Here is a 20,804-nt window from a genome sequence, read left to right on the forward strand (position 1 = left end):
CGGGCGCCCCGCCCCCCGCTCCCGTGCCCCGGGACCGGGCGTACGCGGACGACGGAGGAGGGGCGCCCCCGTGGGGGCACCCCTCCTCCGTCGTCCTCCGGCCCGGGGGACTACTTCTTCTTCTTGTCCTCGCCACCGCCGCCGTCGGTGGACAGGGCGGAGATGAAGGCCTCCTGGGGCACCTCGACCCGGCCGACCATCTTCATCCGCTTCTTGCCCTCCTTCTGCTTCTCCAGCAGCTTGCGCTTACGGCTGATGTCGCCGCCGTAGCACTTGGCGAGCACGTCCTTGCGGATGGCGCGGATGTTCTCGCGCGCGATGACCCGGGCGCCGATGGCCGCCTGGATGGGGACCTCGAACTGCTGCCTCGGGATCAGCTCGCGCAGCTTCTTGGTCATGTCCACGCCGTACGTGTAGGCCTTGTCCTTGTGCACGATCGCGGAGAACGCGTCGACGGCCTCGCCCTGGAGCAGGATGTCGACCTTGACCAGGTCGGCCTGCTGCTCGCCGGTGGGCTCGTAGTCCAGGGACGCGTAGCCCTTGGTCCGCGACTTGAGGTGGTCGAAGAAGTCGAAGACGATCTCGGCCATGGGCAGCGTGTAGCGCATCTCCACGCGGTCCTCGGACAGGTAGTCCATGCCCTGGAGGTCGCCGCGCCGCTCCTGGCACAGCTCCATGATCTGGCCGATGTGGTCGGAGGGGCTGAGCACCGTCGCCTTGACCATCGGCTCGTAGATCGCGGCGATCTTGCCGGACGGGAACTCGCTGGGGTTGGTCACGACGTGCTCGGTGCCGTCCTCCATGTCCACCCGGTAGATCACGTTGGGCGCCGTGGAGATGAGGTCGAGGTTGAACTCGCGCTCCAGGCGGGCCCGGGTGATCTCCAGGTGCAGCAGGCCGAGGAAACCGCAGCGGAAGCCGAAGCCCAGGGCCGCGGAGGTCTCCGGCTCGAACACCAGGGCGGCGTCGTTGAGCTGGAGCTTCTCCAGGGCGTCGCGCAGCACCGGGTAGTCGGTGCCCTCGATCGGGTACAGGCCCGAGAACACCATGGGCTTGGGTTCCTGGTACCCGCCGAGCATCTCGGTCGCCGGCCTGTTCAGGGCGGTGATGGTGTCGCCGACCTTGGACTGGCGCACGTCCTTGACACCGGTGATGATGTAGCCCACCTCGCCCACGCCCAGTCCCCCGGCCTTGGTGGGCTCGGGCGAGCTGACGCCGATCTCCAGGATCTCGTGCGAGGCCCGGGTCGACATCATCTGGATGCGCTCGCGCGGGCTGAGCTTGCCGTCGATCACGCGGACGTAGGTGACGACGCCCCGGTAGGTGTCGTAGACCGAGTCGAAGATCATCGCGCGGGCGGGCGCGTCGGCGTCGCCGACGGGCGCGGGGATCTGGTTGACGATCTCGTTGAGGAGCTCCTCGACGCCCTGCCCCGTCTTGGCGCTGACCCTGAGCACGTCGGAGGGGTCGCAGCCGATGATGCCGGCGATCTCCTCCGCGTACTTCTCCGGCTGGGCGGCCGGGAGGTCGATCTTGTTGAGCACGGGGATGACGGTGAGGTCGTTCTCCAGCGCCATGTACAGGTTGGCGAGGGTCTGCGCCTCGATGCCCTGGGCGGCGTCCACCAGCAGGACCGCGCCCTCGCAGGCGGCGAGCGAGCGCGAGACCTCGTAGGTGAAGTCGACGTGCCCGGGGGTGTCGATGAGGTCCAGCGTGTACGTCTTGTCGTCGAGCGCCGTGAACGGGATGCGCACGGCCTGCGACTTGATGGTGATGCCGCGCTCGCGCTCGATGTCCATGCGGTCCAGGTACTGGGCTCGCATCTGGCGGTCCTCGACGACCCCGGTGATCTGGAGCATCCGGTCGGCCAGCGTCGACTTGCCATGGTCGATGTGCGCGATGATGCAGAAGTTGCGGATCAGCGCGGGATCGGTCCAGTTCGGCTGTGCCACCGTGCTCCGTTCACAGGTTGGGGTCCGGGTCGCGTGTGCGCCTGCGGCGTCACCGCCCCGCCGCGGCGTGGGTCCACGGCATCGTCAATCATCCCATGGCGACGGGGTCGCCCTCCCCGGTGACGACCGCCGTCCGTGCGGCAGTATGGGGTTCGGGTGCGGGGTTCGTGTCCAGATTATGTGACCCGGCGCCGGGAACGCGCCGTTCACGCACGGGTCCCGGGCCCGGCCGGAGCGTGCGAGGAGCGATCGGGTGAAGTGGCTGTTGACACGGGTGTTCGCCGGGCTGGCCGCGATCGCGGTGGTCCTGGTCGGCGCGGGCGCGCTGCTGGCCTACCAGTACTCGGGCGAGCCGGCCCCGTGGGCGGTGTCCCAGGGGGCCGACGCCGCGTGGGTGGGCTCGTGGGAGGACACCGGGAACCTGGCGCGGGTGCTCGACACCGGCGGGGTGGACACGGTGTACGTGTACGCGGGCGACATCGACGCCGAGGGCTCCGTGGAACGGGTGGAGGACACCGCGGCCCTGCTGTCGTGGCTCGGCTCGGAGTACCCGGACGTGCGGCCGCTGGCGTGGCTCCGGCACGGGGCGGACGGCTCGTCGCTGATCCGCGACCGGTTCGGGGAGGAGGCGCGCGAGGCCCTGGCCCCGGCCGTCGCCGAGGTGGCCTCGGACGGGTTCGCCGGCGTCCACCTGGACATCCGGCCGGTGACCGTGAACGACCCGTCCATGCCCGCGCTGATGGAGCTGGTGCGCGGGGAGCTGGGCGAGGACCCCGTGCTCTCGCTGCAGGCGCACCACGTGGAGCTGATGCCCGGCGGCCGGGTCCCCTCGTTCGTCGCGGACGGCGGGGAGAAGTACTGGTCCAAGGGCTACCTGGACCGGATGGCCGAGCACGCCGACGAGGTCGTGCTCCCGGGCGTGGGCGCGGACATGCCCGCGGAGGCGATGTACGGGGGCTTCATGGTGCGGCAGGTGACCGAGTCCCTGTCCGCCCTGAGCACCCGCGAGGACGTCGCGGTGCGCTTCGGCCTGCCGACCCACAGCGGCGGGGAGTGGGGGCCGAGGGTGGGGAACGAGTCGGCCGCGACCGCGCTCGCCGGGATCAGGCTCGGTCTCACGCAGGCGGAGCCCCCGGAGGGAAGGACGCTCGGTGTGGCGTTCTACCTCGGGGACGAGACGGGTGAGGCGGACGTGGCCGCGTACACCGCCGGGTGGCTGCTGTCCTAGCCGTACGTCCCGCGCGGGACCCGGGGGGCGTCCGCACGGGGACCGGTGTGCACGAGTGGTGGCCGTGTGCTGCATACTGGAAGTCCGTGTCTCGGACTTCCACGTTTCAATATGAGCCCCGTGGACTCACACACCCGGCGTCGGCGCCCACCCTGGCCTCTCGCGGAACGGCTGCCCGCGAGTTGAGCCGCTTGTTCGACCGACGCGATCATCAGAGTAACTGGAGCACGTTTTCGCATGGCGAACATCAAGTCGCAGAAGAAGCGCATTCGGCAGAACGAGAAGGCCCGTGTCCGCAACCAGGCGGTGCGCTCCTCGCTGAAGACCGCCGTCCGCAAGTTCCGTGAGGCTTCCGAGGCCGGGGACGTCGAGAAGGCCACCGTCGCGCAGCGCGACGCCGCGCGCGCGCTGGACAAGGCCCAGAGCAAGGGCGTCATCCACAAGAACCAGGCCGCGAACCGCAAGAGCGCGATCGCCAAGCGCCTGCACGAGCTTCAGTCCGCCTAAGGGCCGACCTGCGCTGACCGGCCCGGTGTCCACACCGGGCCGGTTTTGTCGTTCCCGGCGGCGGCTGCTCCCGGCGAGTTGTCCACAGGGCGGAACCGGGCGGTGACAGAGGGTCCGCGGCTTCCTACCGTTGACGTATGACCGCTCCGCGCCGTCCCCGGCGTCACCCTTCCGTGCCGGACCAGCAGGCCCGGCTCCGGGCGCTCACCCTGGACTCCTCCCCCACGGCCCGGAGGCTGCGGGCCCGTATCCCCCGGCCTCCCCTCGGCCCCCTGCCGCCCGGGTTCCCGGCCCCGGCGCCCGCCGCGCGGCCGGGAGGCGGCGTGGCTCCGCCCGGGGCCCGCACCGCCCGCGGGCCCACCGCGGACGCCCTCACCGCCCCGGCACGGGACGCGTCCCCGTTCCCGGCGTCCCCCGGTCGGCCGGGGGCTCCCCGGCACGCCGCCCCCGCGGCCGGGGACGCGCGACCCGACGGCCCGCCCGTCCCGAGCGCCCCCTACGCGGTGGACGGGGACGGCTCGGAGGTGCCGTACCGTCCGCAGGTCCCCGGGAGGGAGGCGCCGCCCGGGCGCCGGATTCCCCCGGGCCGGGGTGCGACCCCCCGCGTGTGGCCGGAGAGGCACCACGAGGACACGGTGGCCGTGCCCCCGGCGCCGCCGGTCCCGCCCGCCTGCGGCAGGCCCGCTCCGGGCGGCGACGGCGCGGACCGGCCCGGGCCCCGGGCTGCCGTCCCCTTCGGGGAGGGGGCGGACCAAGAGGCGGGCGCCCACCGCAGGGCCGTGGTGCGCGAGCGGTACCGGGAGGAGCCGGCCCCCGGGGCGGGCACGCGCCGGGAGGGCGGAAGCGCTTCGCACGGCCCGACGGGGGCCCCGGCGGACCGCCGGTCGCGCGACGCGCTCCGGGACGTCCCCGCCGACCATGAGGAACGCGGAGCCGGGGCACCCGGACCGGATCCGGCGGACTGCCTCCTGGACCCGGCGGGACCGTGGTCGGAGCCGGACGAGGAGCGCGGACGGCACCGGCGGGGGTCACGGCCCCCGTCCGGGTACACCGAGTTCGTCCCGGAGCCCCCGGGCGCGTTCCTGGAGCGCCTGGCGCGGCGCTGGCCGCCCCACGCGACCCTGTCCCGCCGCTCGGTGCTCGCCCTGGTCGCGGTCGGGGCCCTGGCCGTCACCGCGGTCCTGGTGCTGCACGACCGGCCCGCGACCGTGCGGGCGCCGGAGATGGTCGCCCAGGCCGCCTCCGCGCCCGCCGAGAGCGGCCCCGCGGGCGACCCCGCGGGCGACCCCGCAGGCGGGGACGCGGGCGGGGACGAGCCCTCAGGAGCCGTTCCCCCGGACGGGCCGGCGCAGGCCGGCACGGACGCCGACCTGGTCGTGCACGTGGGCGGCGAGGTGGCCGATCCGGGCCTGTACACCCTGCCGTCCGGGTCGCGCGTCGCCGACGCCGTCGAGGAGGCGGGCGGCGCCCTGCCGGACGCAGACCTCGACCTGCTCAACCTGGCCCGTGCCCTGGTCGACGGCGAACAGGTCCTCGTGGGCGTTCCCCAGCCTCCGGTCGCCGCCGGGGCGGGCACGGCGGGCGGCGGGGCTGCGGCGGGCACGGAGGCCCTCGTCGACGTCAACCGGGCCGACAGCGCGCTGTTGGAGACCCTGCCCGGGGTGGGGCCGGTGATCGCGCGGAACATCATCGAGCACCGGGAGGCCAACGGGCCGTTCTCCAGCGTCGACGAGCTGCTCGACGTGGACAGGATCGGCGAGAAGGTGCTCGCCGACCTCGCCCCCCACGCGACGGCGGGGTGAGGGCCGTGCCGGACAGCCGCTGCGCGCCCGGCCCCGGAGCGGGGGAGCCGGGAACATGGTGACGTGGCTGGGAAGCGACGCGTACGGCCTGGGCCGGCCCTCCGACCTCCGGCTGCTCGCACCCGCCGTGGCGGCGTGGACCGCGGCCCTGGGCGCCCTCGCGGCTCCCGCGTGGGCGGCGTGGGTGTTCGGCGGCCTCGCCGGCTGTGCGGCGCTGGCGCTGTTCGCCGTCTCGCGGCCCCCGTCGGAGGCCGCCGTGCTCACCGTGGCGGCGGCCCTGGTCTGCGCGGCCACCGTGGCGTCGGTGGCCGGGGTCCACGTGCACCGTGTGGCCGGGAGCGCCGCGGCGGAGGCGGCCCTGCACGGCCGGGCGGTGGAGTTCGGGGCGGTGGTGGCGGGCGATCCCGTGTCCCGGGCGGGCACGCACCGCCCGGGGCGGGCCGAGTGGGTGGTGCGCTCCCGTACCGCCTGGGTCCGGCTCGGGGACGGTCCCCGCGCCTCCCGGGCCCCGGTGGTGGTCCTCGCCTCCGGCCCGGAGTGGCGCGGCCTCCTGCCCGGCCAGTCCTTCCGGGCGAGGGGCGTCTTCCTGGAGGCGGAGGACGACCCCCTGACCGCGGCCCTGGTCCTGGTGCGCGGGCCGCCGGAGGAGGTCACCGCCCCGGGGCGGGCCCAGGCCTTCGCCGGCCGGGTGAGGGAGGGCCTGCGCGAGGCCTCGGCAGACCTGCCGCAGCCGGAGCGCGGCCTGCTCCCGGCACTGATCGTCGGCGACGCCTCCCTGCTCCTGCCCGACACAGAGGAGGACTTCCGGGCCACCGGCATGACGCACCTCCTCACCGTCTCCGGCGCCAACCTGGCGATCCTGACCGGCTTCGTCCTGGCGGCGGCCGGGCTGCTCCGGGCCCCGCCCTGGTGCGCGGTCGCCGGCGGCGCGGTGATGATCTGGCTCTTCGTGCTGGTGTGCCGCCCTGAGCCGAGCGTGCTGCGGGCCGCCTTCATGGGTTCGCTGGGGCTGCTGGCGCTGGCGACCGGGCGTGCGCACGCCGGGCTCGGCGCCCTGAGCGCCACCGTGGTCGGGGTCCTGTTCTTCTCCCCCGGGTTGGCGGCCTCCTACGGCTTCGCCCTCTCCGTCCTGGCCACCGCGGGCATCCTGCTGCTGGTGCCCGTCTGGACGCGGGCGTGGTCGGCGCACATGCCGCCCCCGGTGGCGGAGGCGTTCGCCGTGGCCGTGGCCGCCCACGTCGCCGTCGCCCCCGTGCTGGTGGTGCTCTCGGGGGAGCTGTCGTGGGTCGCGATCCCGGCGAACGTGCTGGCCGCGCCGCTGGTCGCCGCGGTCACCGTGGCGGGTTCCGCGGTGGCGGCCCTGGCCGCGGTGTGGCCGGGCGCGGCCTCCGTGGCGGTGCACCTGCCCGCGCTGGGGGTGTCGTGGATCGCGGCGGTCGCCGGGGCCGGTGCCCGCGTCCCGTACGGGGCGCTGCCATGGCGGGCCGACCTGGCCGGCGGGGTGTTCCTGGCGGCCGTCCTGGCGGCCGTCGTGCTGACCCGCGGGCGTGTGCGGAGGGCGGTCGCGGCGGCGCTGGCCGCCGCGCTGCTCCTCGCCCTGGCGGCGCGGTGCCTGCCCGGCGGGTGGCCGCCCCCGGGGTGGGCGCTGGTCGCGTGCGACGTGGGGCAGGGCACCGCGCTGGTGCTGTCCGTGGCTCCCGGCTCCGCGGTGGTGGCCGACACCGGCGAGCACCCGGACCTGGTGGACGACTGCCTGCGGCGCCTCGGCGTGCGCGAGGTCCCGCTGCTGCTCCTCAGCCACGACCACGCCGACCACGTGGACGGGACCCCCGGAGTGCTGCGGCACCGCAGTGTGCACTCGGCCATGGCGCCGCCGGGGTTCGGGGACACCCCCGTCGGACGGCTGCTGAGGGGGTCCGGCGTCGAACTGGCGGAGGCGGTGCCGGGACGGGCCCTGCGGGTCGGGCCGTGGCTGTTCCGGGTGCTGTGGCCCGACCCGGCGTTCGCCGGTTCGCTCAACGACACCTCGATGGTGGTGCGCGCGGACGGCACGGGGCCCTCCGTTCTGCTGACCGGCGACGTCGAGGAGGCGGCCCAGCGCCGGCTGCTGGCGGGGCCGGACGCGGAACTGCTCGCGGTGACCGTCCTGGCCACACCGCACCACGGGGCGGGGACCCAGGAACCGGCGTTCCTGGAGGCGGCCGATCCGGTGGTGTCGGTGACCTCGGTGGGCGCGGACAACCCGTACGGGCACCCGGCGCCGTTCACGTGGGGCGTGCTGGAACGGGTCGCGGAGGTCAACCTGCGCACGGACCGCGACGGCGACGTGGCGGTCCTGGGCGACGGCGCGTCCGGCTCGGGCATCGCCGTGACCCGGGGCCCCGGCCCCGGGCGCCGGGTCCCGCCGTCCCGGCCCGGGAGCGGGGCCGGGCCACGGACGCGGTCCGCCCGCCCGTCCCGCCGCTGCGGTGGGCGCGGCGGGGCCTCCCCGGCGCCCCGCGCCGGCCCGCTCAGGCGTGTCGGCCGGCGACCGGGGCCCGGGGCGTGCTCCACGGCGAGGGGGTCTGCTTGGCGGCGAAGTAGTCGCCGCCCTTGCGCTGGACGTCGTCCGTGCCCCAGACCTCGTCCCTGCCGACGGTGCGCAGGTGGGGGATGTGCTTGCGGCAGTGGATGTAGGCCTCCTCGATGTGGACCATGGTCCACAGCATCGCCTTCTGCCCCGGCACCTCCGGGTGGGGGAGCCCGCGGACGTGGCCCCGCAGCTTCTCGTCCTCCAGGAGACGGGCCCGGCCGTTGACGTGCAGGCCGATCCTCTCGCGCTGGAAGTCGAGGAACATCAGTCCGATGTGCGGGTTCTCCATGATGTTCCCGGCACTGGCGAACACCCCGTTCCCCCGGTACTCGGGGTAGACCAGGGTCTGCTCGTCGACGACGTGGACGAAACCGGGCGGTCCTGCCCGGAAGCTGGAGTCGCACTCGCCCTTGCTGTCCGAGGTGGCGATGAACAGCATCTCCTGCCGGGCGATGAACTCGCGCATCCGGGGGTTGAGCCGGTCCAGCATCTGGTCCTGGTAGAAGCGGTCGGCCCGCTCGGTCGTGCCCGTGACCGTCTGGACGTAGCGCTCGCCCTCGGTACCCGGCGTTCGGCTCTGGTCGGTCTCACTCATCACAATGGACTTTCGAGGGGACGGGGACGGGACAGGGGTGGGGGTGGGGGGTTCCCGGGCGGCCGGACGCGGTCAGCGGGTCGGCTGGGAGGCGCCGTACGGACCAGGTGTGTCGTAGGCGTGCCGGGCGCCGGACGGGCGCGGTGTGTCGTAGGCGTGCCGGGCGTCCGAGGGGCGCTGGTCCCCCGCGGAGGACCGCGCGCCGGACCGGTCCCGGTCCCCGGGCGGACGACGGTCGTCGCCCCGGGGCGCGGCGTCCCCGGGGGAGCGGCGGGCGCCCTCCTCCCTGGAGATGGCGTCCTCCGCGCCCGCGAGCATGGTGGCGGTGATCCACTCGTAGACCAGCACCCACGCCGAGCTCATGGAGGACGACCAGGTCGGTGACACCTCGCTGACGGCGCGGACGAGGGCGCGGCCCACGAAGGGGTAGTGCTCGGGCCTGACCCCGAGCTCCCGGTAGTGTCGGCCGCCCAGTTCCCGGAGGAACTGCGCCACGTGGTCCGGCGCGTCGAGATAGCGGACGACCTCCACCAGGGCGTCGGCCATGCGTCTCTGCTGCGGCCGGATGTCGTCGGGGAACATGGCACGGACATCGGGCGCCATGACGAAGAGGTTCGCGTAGAAGCTCTCGGAGAGCCGCGTCGAGCCGGCGGGCAGGGACGCGCACGACTCCCGTACCGCCTCGATGACCGAGGCGTTGGGCAGAGGGACTTCGGTGATACGGCGGGGTTGCAAGGGCGGTTCCAGGTGTTCGGGTGGCGGGGGCGCGGCAGGGCGGTGACCCACGAAGGGGGTCCGCGCGGTCGGCGCGGCCCACGGGCCTCTGGGATGCCCCGCTGCGGCCCGACCACGGTTCCGGGCGAACGCGGACCGGTCGGTGCTCACTTGTTCGGGTTGCGCGCCCCCGGGCTCGGACGGATCCGGCGGTGCGGGGGCCTCTGTGTGCCGGGGGCGCCTCAGCGCCGGCGTCGGAACGGGGGTGGTGCTCCGGAGCGGTCGACGCGCGCGCCGCCCCCGGTCTCACCGCGACGGTCCGTCGCCGGCGCCGGGGGCCGCCCGTGCGCGTGGCCCCCGGTGCGGGGGGAACCGACGCGACGGGCGTCCGACAGTATCGAGATTGCGGGATCCCTCAACGCTGCCTTGCCATTTCCGGTCTCAGGTCTCCCCTGGGAGCCGGGACAGTCCCGGAGACCATATGTCGAGGGGGGCAAAAAGGCGAATATTCGCATACCTCACCCTCTGTGCTGGTATGTGTCGTGCACTGTAACAGACGTGCCCAGAGGTCACACAGTTACCGAAGCGTACCTTCCGTCGCCATCCGACCACATATCCGCTCCGAACCGTCCCGAACCGCCCCCACCGCACGTGGTGACCCGAGGAGACGGGAAGGACGGAGGAACGCCCCGGCGCCCCGCCGACCGGCCGCGGGAACCGGGCGGGAACCGTCCCCGGCTCGTGGCATCCTCGTTGTATGCCTGCACCCGCCCCGCTCACGATCATCGTCGGCGACGAGGAGCTCCTCGTCGACCGGGCCGTCGCCGCCGTCGTCGCGGCGGTCCGCGAGAACGACCCCGGCGTGGACGTCCACGACCTGGCGCCCTCCCAGGTGACCGTGAACACGGTCGTGGAGGTCACCTCCCCCTCCCTGTTCGGCGACCGGCGGGTGGTGGTGCTGCGCTCCTCCCAGGACCTCGTCAAGGATCTGGCCGCGACCGTCACCGACTACCTGAAGGACCCGGCCGACGACGTCCACCTGGTGCTCACGCACGCGGGCGGCAACAAGGGCAAGGCACTGCTGCAGGCCGCGGTCAAGGCGGGCGCCGAACGGGTGGACTGCAAGGGGCCGACGAAGGGCCCCGAGAGGGTGGCGTTCGTCAGGGGCGAGTTCACCGCCGCCGGTCGCCAGATCACCCCGGACGCCGCCCAGGCCCTGGTGGACGCGGTGGGCACCGACCTGAGGGAGATCGCCGCGGCGTGCACGCAGCTGGTGGCCGACACCGAGGGCCGGGTGGACGGCGCGGCGGTGGCCCGCTACCACTCCGGCAAGGCGGAGGCCTCCGGGTTCAGCGTCGCGGACCGCGCGGTCGAGGGCCGGCTGCCCGAGGCGTTGGAGCAGTTGCGCTGGTCGCTGGCGGTGGGCACCGCCCCGGTGCTGATCAACAGCGCCCTGGCAGGCGCGGTGCGCGGCATCGCCGTGGCCGCGCAGCCCCCGCGCGGGATGTCCGAGGCGGATCTCGCCAAGCGCGCCAAGGTGCCGCCGTGGAAGCTGCGCACGCTGCGCCAGCAGGCCCGGGGATGGAGCGCCGCGGGCGTCACACGGGCGATGGCGGTGGTCGCCGAGACCGACGCGCTCATCAAGGGCGCCGGCCGCGACCCCGAGTACGCGCTGGAGCGCGCCGTGATCGAGATCGCCCGTGCCAGAGGGGTCCGCTGACCGGTCCCGCCCCGAGCGGTCACGGGCGCGGGCGTCAGCGGATGGTCTTGCCGCCCTGCCAGACGCGCAGGGTGTTCAGTCCCATCGACCAGGCGAACGCGCCCTCGTGGTCGGCGTCCCACTGGACCAGGTCCGCCAGGTTTCCCGGCGTCAGCATGCCCCGGTCGCGGAGCCCCAGGGAGTGGGCGCTTCCCACGGTGGCGGCGTGCAGCGCCTCGTGGACGGTCATCTCGAACATGGAGACGGCGAGGGAGATCACCAGCGGCATCGACGTGGTCCCGGCCAGGCCCGGGTTGTGGTCGGTGCCCAGGCCGATCGGTACCCCGTGGTCGAGCAGGGACCGTACCGGCGGGGTGCGGCGCTCGTGCAGGGACGTGGTCGGACAGGCCACCACGGGGGTCCGCGTGGTGGCGAGTGCCAGGATGTCCCGGTCGTCGGTCTCGTGCAGGAGGTCCACCGACGAGCAGCCGAGCTCGGTGGCCATCCGCACGGCGCCGTGCCGGGGGCGGGAGCAGGCGTGCAGGGTGGTGCGCAGCCCCACCGACTGGCCGACGCCCAGCAGCAGGCGGGCGTCCTCGGTGGTGAACTGCTCGTTGTCGCAGTACACGTCCACCCCGTCAGCACCGGCCAGGGCGGCGTCGCCGAGCCACGAGGCGGCCGTGGCCACGTAGTCCTTGGGCCGTCCGAAGAACTCGGGCGGCACCCCGTGCGCGGGGAAGAAGGTCACGTGCAGGCGCGGCATCCCCGGTTCCTCCTCCAGGGAGCGCAGCAGGCGCACGTCGGCCAGTTCGCCGTCCCTGGTGAGGTGGTAGCCGGTCTTGGCCTCGACGGTGGTGCTGCCCGTCAGGACCCAGTGCCGCAGGCGTTCGCGGACCGCGTTGCACAGGGTCCAGGGGTCGGTCCCGCGGGTGATGGTGACGGTGGTGGAGACGCCGCCGCCCGCCGCGAAGATGTCGCCCTTGGAGGCGCCCTTCGCCCACATGTTGACCTCGGCGTAGCGGTCCCCCGCGTAGACCGGGTGGCAGTGGGCGTCGACCAGCCCGGGCGTGATGAGTCCCCCGCCGATGTTGACGACGTCGTCGACGTCGGTCAGGTCGTCCACCACGCCGGGGATGCGCTGGGGCAGCTCGGCGGCGGGTCCGACCCAGGCCACGCGGTCCCCGTCCATGAGGAGCGCGGCCTTGGTGAGCATCTCGTTCCCGGTCCACAGCCGACCGATGTTGCTGAGGAGTACTACCGTCATGGGGTTTTCCGCCCTCGTCGGTCAGATCCGCCGGCGCGAGTGCGGTACACGGTCGCGGGATGCACGGGCGGACATAACGACCTCGTATCTGGAACGATCCGACAGGGTCGGCAGGAGGCGGCCGTGGGGCCGCCGCGGTGCCGTGACAGCGGGAAGGAGCGTCGGCTGTCGGGGGACAGCGGGCCGCTGGCGGCCAGTGCTCCAAAACCGTAGTCCATCCGCGGACTCCGTGTACACCTCTCCCGGGGGACGAATGCGAGCGTCGCGGGGCAGAACTCGCGAGTGGACGGCGTGACGAAGGACACCGGCGCCCCCGCGCCGCCGGTCCGGTCCCGGACCGTGCGCCTCGGCCCCGCGCCCGTCCGGCCCCGCGGGCCTGCGGCGGCCCCCGACATGCGAGGACCGGGGCGCCCCGGTCGGGGCGCCCCGGTCGCAGCCGGTGGCGGGTGCGGCCCCCCGGGGGGACCGCGCGGTACTCAGGCCCTGCTGGGCGCGTACTCGGTGAGCTTGGCCGCGAGCAGCTCGGGGACGAAGGCGTGGATCGCCGTTCCGTCTCCGGTGTGCTCCTCGCTGATGATGCGTCCCTCCTGGTGCACCTTGGCGATGAGGTCGCCCCGCGAGTACGGGACGAGCGCGTTGACCTCGTGCGCGAGCTCGGGGAGCGCGTCGGCGAGCGCCGCGACCAGCTCGGGAACGCCCTCGCCGGTGCGGGCCGAGACCTCGACCATGTTCGGGTAGCGGGTCCGCAGCACCTTGAGCACGTCCGGGTCGGCGGCGTCCACCTTGTTGACCACGATGAGCTCGGGCACCTCAGCGGCCTCGATGTCGGCGAACACCTCGTGGACCGCGCGGATCTGGCTCTCGGGGTCGGGGTGCGACCCGTCGATCACGTGCAGGATCAGGTCGGAGTCGGCGACCTCCTCCAGGGTGGAGCGGAACGCCTCCACCAGCTGGTGCGGCAGGTGCCGGACGAATCCGACGGTGTCGCTGAGGGTGAAGCCCCGGCCGTCGGGCGTGCGCGCCTGGCGGACGGTCGGGTCCAGGGTGGCGAACAGGGCGTTCTCCACCAGGACGCCGGCCCCCGTCAACCGGTTGAGCAGGCTCGACTTGCCGGCGTTGGTGTACCCGGCGATGGCCACGGACGGCACCTCGCGGGTGCGCCGGACGTCGCGCTTGACGTCGCGCGCGGTGCGCATGTGGGCGAGCTGACGGCGCAGCTTGGCCATCTTGTCGTTGATGCGCCGGCGGTCGGTCTCGATCTTGGTCTCACCGGGACCGCGCAGGCCCACGCCTCCGCCCGCGCCTCCGCCGCCGGAGCCGCCCGCCTGCCGGGACAGGGAGTCGCCCCAGCCGCGCAGTCGCGGCAGCAGGTAGCTGAGCTGTGCGAGTTCGACCTGGGCCTTGCCCTCGCTGCTGCTGGCGTGCTGGGCGAAGATGTCCAGGATCAGGGCGGTGCGGTCCACCACCTTGACCTTGACGACGTCCTCCAGCTGCCGCAGCTGGCCGGGGGTGAGCTCACCGTCGCAGATGACGGTGTCGGCGCCGGTCGCCTCGACGATGTCGCGGAGTTCGGCCGCCTTGCCCTTGCCGACGTAGGTGGCCGGGTCCGGCTTGGAGCGGCGCTGGGTGAGGCCTTCGAGGACGAGTGCCCCGGCGGTCTCGGACAGGGCCGCGAGTTCGGTGAGCGAGTTGTCGGCGTCGGTCTGGGTGCCGCTGGTCCACACGCCGATGAGGACGACGCGCTCCAGCCGCAGCGACCGGTACTCGACCTCGGTGATGTCGGTGAGTTCGGTGGAAAGCCCCTGCACGCGGCGGAGCGCGTGGCGTTCGGCGAGTTCCATCTCACCCTGGTCGGGAGCGTTCCTCGGCTCGTTCCGGCGGTCTCCGCCGTCGGCCTCGGCCCCACGGGTCGCGTCGTCCCCGTCCCCGACGGTGATCGCCTCGCGGAAGACGTCCTCGCCTGCGGCCTCGTGGCCGGGCTCGGAGATTCCGCGGGTGTCAGCTGTATTCATATCCCTCCAGGTGGGTCAACGCGGCCGCCGTCCTGATTCTTCCCGTGGGCGGGCCGCGACGGGCGCCCTGTCGATGGTGGCAGGTCGCCGCCGCCGGGGCATCTGAATTATCGCAGGCCGTGCGACACGCGACATTGCGCCGTGCGGAGTCGCCCGGTGACCCCCGGTCGATACTGGCCGAAGAAGTCCCGATCTTCCGGGCGGAAGTTTTCCGGACCTTCACGCGCCGGGAAACTTCACGATCATGTGCGCGGACCGCGGCGTTGACCGCGCGGAGGCACTGACGGTAGCGTCGTTTTCCACATACCAAAAGCTATTTTCGTATTGCGGAAGGTTTCCATGGGCGCCACGCACGGGGTCGAGATCACCGGCCCCCTCCACGACCGGTTCGACGAGATCCTCACGGATGAGGCCCTGGCCCTCGTCGCCGAACTCCACCGCACCTTCGAGGGGCGCCGCCAGGAGCTCCTCGCCGCCCGCAGGACCCGCGAGGAGCAGATCGCCGCGGGCGCCGACCTCGACTTCCTCCCCGAGACCAAGCACATCCGCGAGGACGACAGCTGGCAGGTCGCCCCGCCCGCGCCCGGCATCACCGACCGCCGGGTCGAGATCACCGGCCCCACCGACCGCAAGATGACCGTCAACGCGCTCAACTCCGGCGCGAAGGTGTGGCTCGCCGACTTCGAGGACGCGAACACCCCGCTGTGGGAGAACATGATCGGCGGGCAGCTCAACCTGCGCGACGCCCTCGACCGGCAGATCGACTTCACCTCCCCGCAGGGCAAGACCTACGCCCTGAAGGAGGACGGCGAGCTCGCCACCGTCGTCGTCCGGCCGCGCGGCTGGCACCTGGACGAGAAGCACATCCTCGTCGACGGCCGCCGGACGAGCGGCGGCATCGTCGACTTCGCGCTCTACCTCTTCCACAGCGCCCGGCGGCAGATCGCCAAGGGCAAGGGGCCGTACTTCTACCTGCCCAAGATGCAGAGCCACCTCGAGGCCCGCCTCTGGAACGACATCTTCGTCCTGGCCCAGGAGCGCCTGGGGATCCCGCGCGGCACCATCCGCGCCACCTGCCTGATCGAGACCATCCCGGCCGCCTTCGAGATGGAGGAGATCCTCTACGAGCTGCGGGAGCACTCCGCGGGGCTCAACGCGGGGCGCTGGGACTACCTGTTCAGCATCATCAAGACGCACCGCACCCGTGGCCGCAGGTTCCTGCTGCCCGAGCGCAACGCCGTGACGATGACCGCCCCGTTCATGCGCGCCTACACCGAACTGCTGGTCAAGACCTGCCACAAGCGCGGCGCCCACGCCATCGGCGGCATGGCCGCGTTCATCCCGTCCCGCCGCGACGCCGAGGTGAACGAGGTCGCCTTCGCCAAGGTCCGCGACGACAAGTCCCGCGAGTCCGGCGACGGGTTCGACGGTTCGTGGGTGGCCCACCCCGACCTGGTCCCGGTCGCCATGGAGGTCTTCGACGGCGTCCTCGGCGAGCGCCCCCACCAGATCGACAAGCAGCGTCCCGAGGTCGAGGCGACCGCCGCGGACCTGCTCTCCGTCGACCGGACCCCGGGCGGCGTCACCCTCGCCGGCCTGAGCGGCAACATCAACGTCGCCCTCCAGTACCTGGCGGCCTGGATGGGCGGCAACGGCGCGGTGGCCATCCACAACCTCATGGAGGACGCCGCCACCGCCGAGATCTCCCGGTCCCAGATCTGGCAGTGGCTGCACAACGACGTCACCCTCGACGGCGGCGAGAAGGTCACCGCCGAGCTCGTCAGGCAGCTCATCGACGAGGAGCTGGCGGCCATCCGGGGGTCCCTGGGGGAGGCGTACGACGAGAACCTGTACCAGCAGGCCAAGGAGCTGTTCTCCGAGGTGGCCCTCGCCGACGAGTACGTGGACTTCCTGACGCTGCCGGCCTACGAGCGCATGCCGTAGTTCGGGCTTGATTCCATAAAACGGAAGAGACTTTCCATCGCACCCCTTGCTACGGCAGGGGGTGCGGTCGTACGTTCCCCTTGCGAGGTCGCAGCCGGGGAAGGGCTCCCGGACCCACTTCTCCGGACCGGCCCGGGAGGCGCCATGACCGAGACCGCACCCGCCACACGGACCCCGGCGGCCCTGGCCGCCCTCGTCCCCGTGCTGCGCGACATCTGCGGTGAGGACGGCGTCCTGACCGACGCCTCCCGGCGACGCACCTACGAGAGCGACGGGCTCACCCACCACAGGTCCGTCCCCGGCGTCGTCGTGCTCCCCACCACCGCCGAGCAGGTCGCCGCCGTCGTCCGGCTCTGCTCCGACCGCGGCGTCCCCTTCGTACCGCGGGGCGCGGGCACGGGCCTCTCCGCGGGGGCGCTCCCCCACGCCGAGGGCGTCCTGGTCGTCACCTCGCGCATGCGCCGCATCATCGAGATCGACGTCGATAACGAGTGCGCGGTCGTCGAGCCGGGGGTGGCCAACCTCGACGTCACCCGCGCCGCGGCCCCCCACGGGTACTACTACGCACCCGACCCCTCCAGCCAGCAGGTGTGCTCGGTGGGCGGCAACGTCGCCGAGAACTCCGGCGGCGCCCACTGCCTCAAGTACGGGTTCACCGTCAACCACGTGCGCGGCCTCGACATCGTCACCCCCTCCGGCGAACTCGTCAGCCTCGGCGGCCGGAGCCCCGACGCCCCCGGCTACGACCTCATCGGCGCGTTCGTCGGCTCCGAGGGCACGCTCGGCATCGCCACACGCATCACCGTCAACCTGACCCGCGCCCCGCAGAAGACCGTGACCCTGCTGTCCGCGTTCACGTCGATGGACGCGGGCGGGCGGGCGGTCAGCTCGGTGATCGCCGCCGGAGTGCTGCCCTCCGCCATGGAGATGATGGACGCGCTCGCCATCGAGGCCGCCGAGAAGGCCGTCGCCTGCGACTACCCGCAGGGTGCGGCGGCCGTGCTGGTCGTGGAGCTGGACGGCCCCGCCGCGGAGGTCGACGCCCAGCTCGCCGAGGTCGTCCGGCTGTGCGGCGAGGCGGGCTCCTTCGAGACCCGGACCGCCAGCGGCCCCGAGGAGCGCGCCCGCATCTGGAAGGGGCGCAAGTCGGCGTTCGCCGCGGTGGGGAGGATCAGCCCCGCCTACATCGTCCAGGACGGCGTCGTCCCCCGCACCGCCCTGCCCGAGGTGCTGCGCCGCATCACCGAGCTGTCGGAGTCCAGCGGCATCCGCGTCGCCAACGTCTTCCACGCCGGCGACGGCAACCTCCACCCCCTGGTGCTGTTCGACGACACCGAGCCCGGCGCGGCGGACAGGGCCGAGGAGGTCTCCGGGGCCATCCTCGACCTGTGTATCGAACACGGCGGCTCCATCACCGGGGAACACGGCGTGGGCGTGGACAAGGCGTGCAAGATGCCGCGCATGTACGGTCCCGACGACCTGGCGACGTTCGACCTGTTCCGCCGGTCCTTCGACCCGGACGGCATCGCCAACCCGGACAAGCTGCTCCCCACGCCGCGCCTGTGCGGCGAACGGCCCGGCGTGCGCAGGGGCGTGCACCCGCTCGTGGAGTCCGGGCGGGCCGACCAGTTCTGAGCGACGGCTCCGACGACGAGGGAGGACACGTGACACCCGCGGAGAAGCTGCAGGTCGAGGGCTGCGCCCTGAGGAGGGGGACCGCCGACGACGCCGTGGGGACCCTCGTCCCCGGGTACGTGGCACGGCCCGCAGACGCCGACGCCCTCGCCCGGATCATGGCCGTGTCCGGGAGGCGGGGACTCACCGTCGTCGCGCGCGGCCACGGTACCGCCATGGACTGGGGCGGGGTCCCGCGCTCCGCCGACCTGGTCGTCGACACCGGCGGCCTGTCGTGGATCGACCACATCGCGGGCGACCTCGTCGTCGAGGTCGGGGCCGGCACCCCCGTCGCCGACCTCTTCGCCGTGCTGGAGGCCGCCGGACAGCGCCTGTCCGTCGACCCCGTGCGCGAGGGCGGAACCGTCGGCGGCATGGTCGCCACAGGAGTGTCCGGCCCGCGCCGCCTGCTCACCGGCGCCCTGCGCGACCTGGTCATCGGCATGACCGTCGTGCGGGCCGACGGGGTGGTGGCCCGCAGCGGCGGCCGGGTGGTCAAGAACGTGGCAGGGTACGACCTGGCGAAACTGCACACGGGAGGCCTCGGCACCCTCGGCGTGATCGCTTCGGTGGCCTTCCGCCTGCACCCGCTGCCGCCCGCCCTGCGGGTGGTGACCATCCCCCTGGCCTCCCGCGGTCACGCGGAGCGGATCACGGCCGCCCTGCGCGCGACCACGGTCGTGCCTGCGGCGGTGGAGCTCCACTGGCCCTCCCGTCTCCCTCCGCCACCCTCAACCGACGCCTCCGGCGCAGCCCAACCCACCCGTCTCCCCCCACCACCCTCAACCGACGCCTCCGGCGCAACCCAACCCACCCGTCTCCCCCCACCACCCCCGACCGACGCCGACCGCACCGCCCCGGCCCCGCCGTCCCCGGCCGTCCCTCACCACGGCCCCTGCCTGCGCGTCGTGCTGGAGGGGACGCCGGAGGGGCTGGAGGCCAGGACCGCCACCGTGCTCTCGGTCCTGCGCGGGGCCGCGCCGCGGGAGGGCGCCGCGCCGCCCGGGCCACGGGTGGACCGGGAACTGCCGGCGGGGTGGGGGCTGCTCCCCTCCGAGGGCACGGTCGTCCGGGTGTCCGTGCCGCCCGCCGAGTCGGCGGAGGCCGCCGAGGCGCTGGGCGCCCTGGCCGGCCGCGCGCACGGGACGGACGCGGTGGTCACCGGTTCGGTGCCGCGCGGCGCGCTCTTCGTCTCGTTCGCCCCGGGCGCGCCCGCGGGGGCCGTGGCGGACACGGTGGCGGGGGCCCGCTCCCGCCCCGGCTGGTCGGCCACCCTGCTGCGCGCGGAACCGCACGTCCACGCCGCCGGGGTGGACCCGTGGGGCGAGATCCCCGGCCTGCCGCTGATGCGGGCCGTCAGGGACTCCTTCGACCCCGGCCGCCGCCTGGCCCCGGGGCGCTTCGCCGACGGCGCCTGAACCCGGCGCCCGAACCTTCCAGGACCTGAGGGAGTGCACGTGACCGACCAGCCGCCGGAGGCTCCACGCGAACGGGACCAGGTGTTCGGCGACCTGTTGAACGACTGCGTCCACTGCGGGTTCTGCCTCCCCACCTGCCCCACGAACGTGCTGTGGGGACAGGAGATGGACTCACCGCGCGGACGTATCCACCTGATGACCCAGATGCACACCGAGGACGTCCTCACGGAGACGGCGGTCGGCCACTTCGACAACTGCCTGGGGTGTCTGGCCTGCGTCTCCTCGTGCCCGTCGGGGGTGGCCTACGACGCCCTCATCGAGCACACGCGGAACAGGGTGGAGAGGGAGCACGAACGGCCGCGGGGGGAGCGGGTGCTGCGGGGCGCGATCTTCTCCCTGTTCCCGTACCGGCGCAGGTTGCGCCTCATGCGCGGACCGCTGCGCGCCTACGGGGCCACCGGGGCGTCCTCCCTCGTCCGGCGCTCGGGCCTCCTGGAGCGGATCTCCCCGGCCCTGGCCGCCATGGAGCGCATCGCACCGCCGCTGTCGTCGCCCCCTCCCCCGCTCCCGCCCCTGGTGCCCGCCGTGGGGAGGGCCCGGGCCAGGGTGGGGATGCTCGTGGGGTGCGTCCAGGGCGCGTTCTTCCCCGAGGTCAACACCGCGACCGCGCGCGTGCTGGCGATGGAGGGCTGCGACGTGGTCGTCCCCCGCTCCCAGGGGTGCTGCGGCGCCCTGTCCGGGCACTCCGGGCGGTCGGAGGAGTCCGCTGCCTTCGCCCGGCGCCTCGTCGAGGTGTTCGAGCGGGCGCGCGTCGACCGGGTCGTGGTCAACTCCGCCGGATGCGGCTCCAGCATGAAGCACTTCGACCGCACCCTGGCCGAGGCGGGCGCGGACGACGCGTGGGTGCGTCGCGCGCGCGACATGTCGGCGAAGGTCGTGGACCTCACCGAGTTCCTGGTGGACCTGGGCCCGCGGGCCGAGCGCCATCCCCTCCCGCTGCACACGGCGTACCACGACGCGTGCCACCTCTCCCACGGCCAGGGGATCACACAGGCGCCCCGTGCCCTCCTCGCCGACATTCCGGGGCTGCGCGTGTCCGACCTGCCGGACAAGGAGGTCTGCTGCGGTTCGGCGGGCGTCTACAACCTGCTCAAGCCCGACGCCGCACGGGAACTCGGCGACCGCAAGGGCCGGGACGTGGCCTCCACCGGCGCCGACGCGCTGGTGTCGGGCAACCCCGGGTGCGCGCTCCAGATCGCGTCGGCGATGGAGCGCGCGGGGAGGCGGGTCGCGGTGACCCACACCGCGCGCGTCCTCGACGCGTCGCTGCGCGGTCTCACCGTCGACCAGCTGCTGGGGCGCTGACCCGGGGCGTGCCCCGTCCACAGGTCCGGGACGGGGCTGTCCCCGACCGGTGAACAGG

Annotated in this window: 13 protein-coding genes and 1 pseudogene; 9 read left to right on the plus strand and 5 right to left on the minus strand. The window is 73.7% G+C overall.

Annotated elements, in window-relative coordinates; all coding sequences use genetic code 11:
• Positions 1 to 110: 110 nt before the first annotated feature.
• Complete coding sequence (lepA, locus tag ACWGL3_RS10790; protein WP_267945995.1) at positions 111 to 1,952, minus strand: translation elongation factor 4; 1,842 nt, start codon at positions 1,950 to 1,952, stop codon at positions 111 to 113.
• 253 nt (positions 1,953 to 2,205) lie between these two features.
• Between lepA and ACWGL3_RS10795 the strand changes: the two genes are divergently transcribed.
• The 4 genes and pseudogenes from ACWGL3_RS10795 to ACWGL3_RS10810 form a co-directional block, all read left to right on the plus strand.
• Positions 2,206 to 3,180, plus strand: coding sequence for a hypothetical protein (locus ACWGL3_RS10795; protein WP_267945996.1), 975 nt, complete (start codon positions 2,206 to 2,208; stop codon positions 3,178 to 3,180).
• Between the two features lie 237 nt (positions 3,181 to 3,417).
• Positions 3,418 to 3,687, plus strand: a complete 270-nt coding sequence (gene rpsT, locus ACWGL3_RS10800; protein ID WP_267945997.1) for a 30S ribosomal protein S20 — start codon at positions 3,418 to 3,420, stop codon at positions 3,685 to 3,687.
• A gap of 635 nt (positions 3,688 to 4,322) precedes the next feature.
• Entirely contained in the window at positions 4,323 to 5,489 is a 1,167-nt protein-coding gene (locus tag ACWGL3_RS10805; RefSeq protein ID WP_267945998.1) for a helix-hairpin-helix domain-containing protein, read from the plus strand.
• Positions 5,490 to 5,544: 55 nt separating this feature from the next.
• A pseudogene (locus ACWGL3_RS10810) lies at positions 5,545 to 7,884 on the plus strand (ComEC/Rec2 family competence protein); the annotation flags it as partial.
• 115 nt (positions 7,885 to 7,999) lie between these two features.
• Here the strand turns inward: ACWGL3_RS10810 and ACWGL3_RS10815 are convergent.
• Both ACWGL3_RS10815 and ACWGL3_RS10820 read right to left on the minus strand, forming a co-directional pair.
• Positions 8,000 to 8,656 carry a pyridoxamine 5'-phosphate oxidase family protein gene (locus ACWGL3_RS10815; protein WP_267945999.1) on the minus strand — a complete coding sequence of 219 codons (657 nt, stop codon included), beginning with the start codon at positions 8,654 to 8,656 and terminating at the stop codon, positions 8,000 to 8,002.
• A 72-nt stretch (positions 8,657 to 8,728) separates the two neighbouring features.
• Entirely contained in the window at positions 8,729 to 9,391 is a 663-nt protein-coding gene (locus ACWGL3_RS10820) for a globin domain-containing protein (protein WP_267946000.1), read from the minus strand.
• A 736-nt stretch (positions 9,392 to 10,127) separates the two neighbouring features.
• Between ACWGL3_RS10820 and holA the strand changes: the two genes are divergently transcribed.
• Positions 10,128 to 11,090, plus strand: a complete 963-nt coding sequence (holA, locus tag ACWGL3_RS10825) for a DNA polymerase III subunit delta (RefSeq protein ID WP_267946001.1) — start codon at positions 10,128 to 10,130, stop codon at positions 11,088 to 11,090.
• Positions 11,091 to 11,124: 34 nt separating this feature from the next.
• Here holA and ACWGL3_RS10830 read toward each other — a convergent pair whose 3' ends face one another.
• Together ACWGL3_RS10830 and hflX are read right to left on the minus strand one after the other, a co-directional pair.
• Positions 11,125 to 12,333 carry an amidohydrolase family protein gene (locus tag ACWGL3_RS10830; protein ID WP_267946002.1) on the minus strand — a complete coding sequence of 403 codons (1,209 nt, stop codon included), beginning with the start codon at positions 12,331 to 12,333 and terminating at the stop codon, positions 11,125 to 11,127.
• A 476-nt stretch (positions 12,334 to 12,809) separates the two neighbouring features.
• Positions 12,810 to 14,345 carry a GTPase HflX gene (gene hflX / locus ACWGL3_RS10835; protein ID WP_267946003.1) on the minus strand — a complete coding sequence of 512 codons (1,536 nt, stop codon included), beginning with the start codon at positions 14,343 to 14,345 and terminating at the stop codon, positions 12,810 to 12,812.
• 339 nt (positions 14,346 to 14,684) lie between these two features.
• Between hflX and aceB the strand changes: the two genes are divergently transcribed.
• From aceB to ACWGL3_RS10855, 4 genes are all read left to right on the plus strand, one after another.
• Positions 14,685 to 16,289, plus strand: coding sequence for a malate synthase A (gene aceB, locus ACWGL3_RS10840; RefSeq protein WP_267946004.1), 1,605 nt, complete (start codon positions 14,685 to 14,687; stop codon positions 16,287 to 16,289).
• Positions 16,290 to 16,433: 144 nt separating this feature from the next.
• The gene (locus ACWGL3_RS10845) at positions 16,434 to 17,924 is read left to right on the plus strand and encodes an FAD-linked oxidase C-terminal domain-containing protein (RefSeq protein ID WP_267946005.1); all 1,491 of its coding nucleotides are present in this window, start codon (positions 16,434 to 16,436) and stop codon (positions 17,922 to 17,924) included.
• Positions 17,925 to 17,953: 29 nt separating this feature from the next.
• Positions 17,954 to 19,381, plus strand: coding sequence for an FAD-binding oxidoreductase (locus ACWGL3_RS10850; protein WP_452461187.1), 1,428 nt, complete (start codon positions 17,954 to 17,956; stop codon positions 19,379 to 19,381).
• Between the two features lie 39 nt (positions 19,382 to 19,420).
• Positions 19,421 to 20,746 (plus strand): (Fe-S)-binding protein, encoded by a 1,326-nt coding sequence (locus tag ACWGL3_RS10855; RefSeq protein ID WP_452461188.1) that lies wholly within the window; start codon positions 19,421 to 19,423, stop codon positions 20,744 to 20,746.
• The last annotated feature ends 58 nt before the right edge of the window (positions 20,747 to 20,804 follow it).

This window comes from Nocardiopsis sp. NPDC055824, from assembly GCF_053616335.1.